The sequence below is a fragment of the Caballeronia sp. BR00000012568055 genome (assembly GCF_029439455.1).
Classification (GTDB): Bacteria; Pseudomonadota; Gammaproteobacteria; order Burkholderiales; family Burkholderiaceae; genus Caballeronia.
Genome location: NZ_JAQFVG010000280.1, coordinates 1 through 2334, shown reverse-complemented (window position 1 = coordinate 2334; position 2334 = coordinate 1). Strand labels below are relative to the sequence as shown.

Sequence of the window (2334 nt, the reverse complement as noted above, 5' to 3'; positions counted from 1 at the left end):
CATGTTTTCCAGTATCGGACGTGCTTCGTTATGTTCGATCGAACCATCGGCCATGCGATAAGACAAACCGCGTATCGAATCGAAGCGCTTGCCTTCCGCTATTTCCTTGCACGTGAGGTCGAATTCCTCACGACACACGAAGTCGATCGCCTCGCTTGCGATCAGCGAGTTATGCGGATCGACCGCAACCTTCGCGCCGACCATGCCGATGCGAATAGCAGGCACGCGCGCCTTCAGCTTCTCCGCGAACAAGGCATCGGTTGGGAACGACGGCGTGCTCGTGTGGATGATGACGAGTTCGTAGCGCGCGGCGATATCGAGCGTCGCTTCGACCGATAAACCATCGGCGGGTGCATCGAGCACGCGGCTGGTCGGAATCAAGGCGGCGGGCTGCGCGAGCCATGTCGGATACCAGAACGAACGTATTTCGCGCTTGGCCTGATAGCGCGAACCCGCGCCGCCATCGAATCCGTCGAAGGAAGGCGCTTGCAGAAAGAGCGTTTGCATCATGATTCGATATCCTTAGTTAAAACGTCAGCTATCGGACGCGTCCGCTGCATCCGTCACGCCGCGAATGGAACGCGTATCGTCCACGGGCACGCGAAAGCCGCGCCACAAGACGGAGGAGCCGAACCACGCGGCGAGCCATTGCAGACACATCAGCGTGTCGCGTAGAGGAATCAGCGGCAGGTCGATCCAGAATGCACGCCATGATCGCGCGCTGCGCCAGTGCAACAGCAAGCGCGCGCTCAGGCCGAAGGAACTGCTCAGATCGACGATGGTGTCTGCGGTCGATTGAGCGAGGTCTACACCGCTCGAATCGAACACGAGGCTCAGCAAGCCGCTTGTGACAAGCCACGGCGTGGTGAAGGTCACGAACAGAAAGGCGAAGCTCAGCGGATCGATCGATCGAATGGTACGCAGCCAGCGCGTTTCGCGCCGCCATAGCGCGGCAAGATCGCGCTCGGTCACGTCGGTGGCGACAACTACATCGGATAGCACGGTTTGCAGGCCCAAAGCGCGCACACGGTCGGCAATCCAGTAGTCGTCGGCGAGACAATCACGCACGGCCTCAAAGCCGCCGCTCTTGACGAGCGTGTCACGCGTAAGCGCAAGCGTCGCGCCGAAACCGAATCGGCTGACACCGATCCAGTTGGCGACATACACCGAAGGCGCAAACCATTTATCGATAAACAACGCGCCGAAGCGCGCCCAGAATCCGCCCACGCGACGGCCGCGATAAAGACACGTCACAACGCCCACGCGTTCGTCTGCAAGCGGTGCGGTCACGCGCATCAGATAATCCGGCTCGACCGCGATATCGCTGTCCGCAATGACGAAGATATCGTGCTTTGCGTGCGCCGCCATGTTGATCATATTGCCGACCTTGCGATTGCTGCCATGCGAAGACGCCGCGATCACCAGCGCGATATCGAGTTGCGGATAAGCCCGCGCCAGTCTCCGCACGACTTGCGCAGCGGGATCGGCTTCGCTCGCCACGCCAAAGAGCAATTGATACGACGGATACATCTGCTCGCAAAACGTCTCCAGGTTGAAATAGAGACGCGGTTCGAGCCCACACAAGGGCTTGAGCACACTGACAGGCGGATACGCGGCATCGTCCTCATTCAACGCCTTGCGCCGCGCATTCAGATCATTACGACGCCAGCCCGGATGCACCAGCGCGGCAATGGTCACATAGCACGTCGACACGCAACACAGCCCGATCACGAGCCACGTAATAAGCGAGACCGAATGCGCCGTCATTCGTTCGACTCGAACGAATGCTCGAATTTACAATCGACTTCGATCAACGTGATGAGACAAGGCATGAGGATTCCTCGTGTCGGCTCGGACATCGTGTCGTGCGCGTGTTGCGCTCGTTACAGCACAAGACTGAAGGCTGCGGTCGAGAAGCTTAAGAGACGCTTAAGGGATGCTTAAAGCGTCTTGATCGATTCGTTCGACGCATGGACGTAAGACATGCGCAACGAGACCGCAAGAATGCGCTAAGCCAGCACGACTTTCGTGTGGCTTGCGTAAGAATGCTTGAGGGATTTTCTGCGTGGTTTGTTAAAGTAATATGCTTGACGCGCAAGGCAGCCGCTTAAGCCTTTTTCTTCGACTTGCCTTGATTCAAAGCGATCGCCGCGCGAATCAGTTTCTTGAGTTTGCCTGCATCGACCTTGTCGCCTTCAAGCCAGTCGATTGCGCGTCGCGCGTTACCGTCGAGACCTGCGTTAAAGAGCTTGTCGGGATCGGGCAAGCTTGCGCCGTAGAGAAAAGTCAGCTTGACCTTGTCCTTGTGCGCATTGCCTACCGCGATCATGCCAT

Annotated in this window: 2 protein-coding genes and 1 pseudogene; all 3 read right to left on the bottom strand. The window is 58.0% G+C overall.

Annotated features, from left to right (window positions below; translation table 11 throughout):
• Positions 1-507 (bottom strand): annotated as a pseudogene (locus tag P7F28_RS17140) (hopanoid biosynthesis associated radical SAM protein HpnJ); the annotation flags it as partial.
• Positions 508-534: 27 nt separating this feature from the next.
• Positions 535-1767, bottom strand: a complete 1233-nt coding sequence (gene hpnI / locus P7F28_RS17135) for a bacteriohopanetetrol glucosamine biosynthesis glycosyltransferase HpnI (RefSeq protein WP_277185718.1) — start codon at positions 1765-1767, stop codon at positions 535-537.
• Positions 1768-2107: 340 nt separating this feature from the next.
• A partial coding sequence (locus P7F28_RS17130) for a DUF1801 domain-containing protein (protein WP_277185717.1) occupies positions 2108-2334 on the bottom strand: 227 nt, incomplete at its 5' end.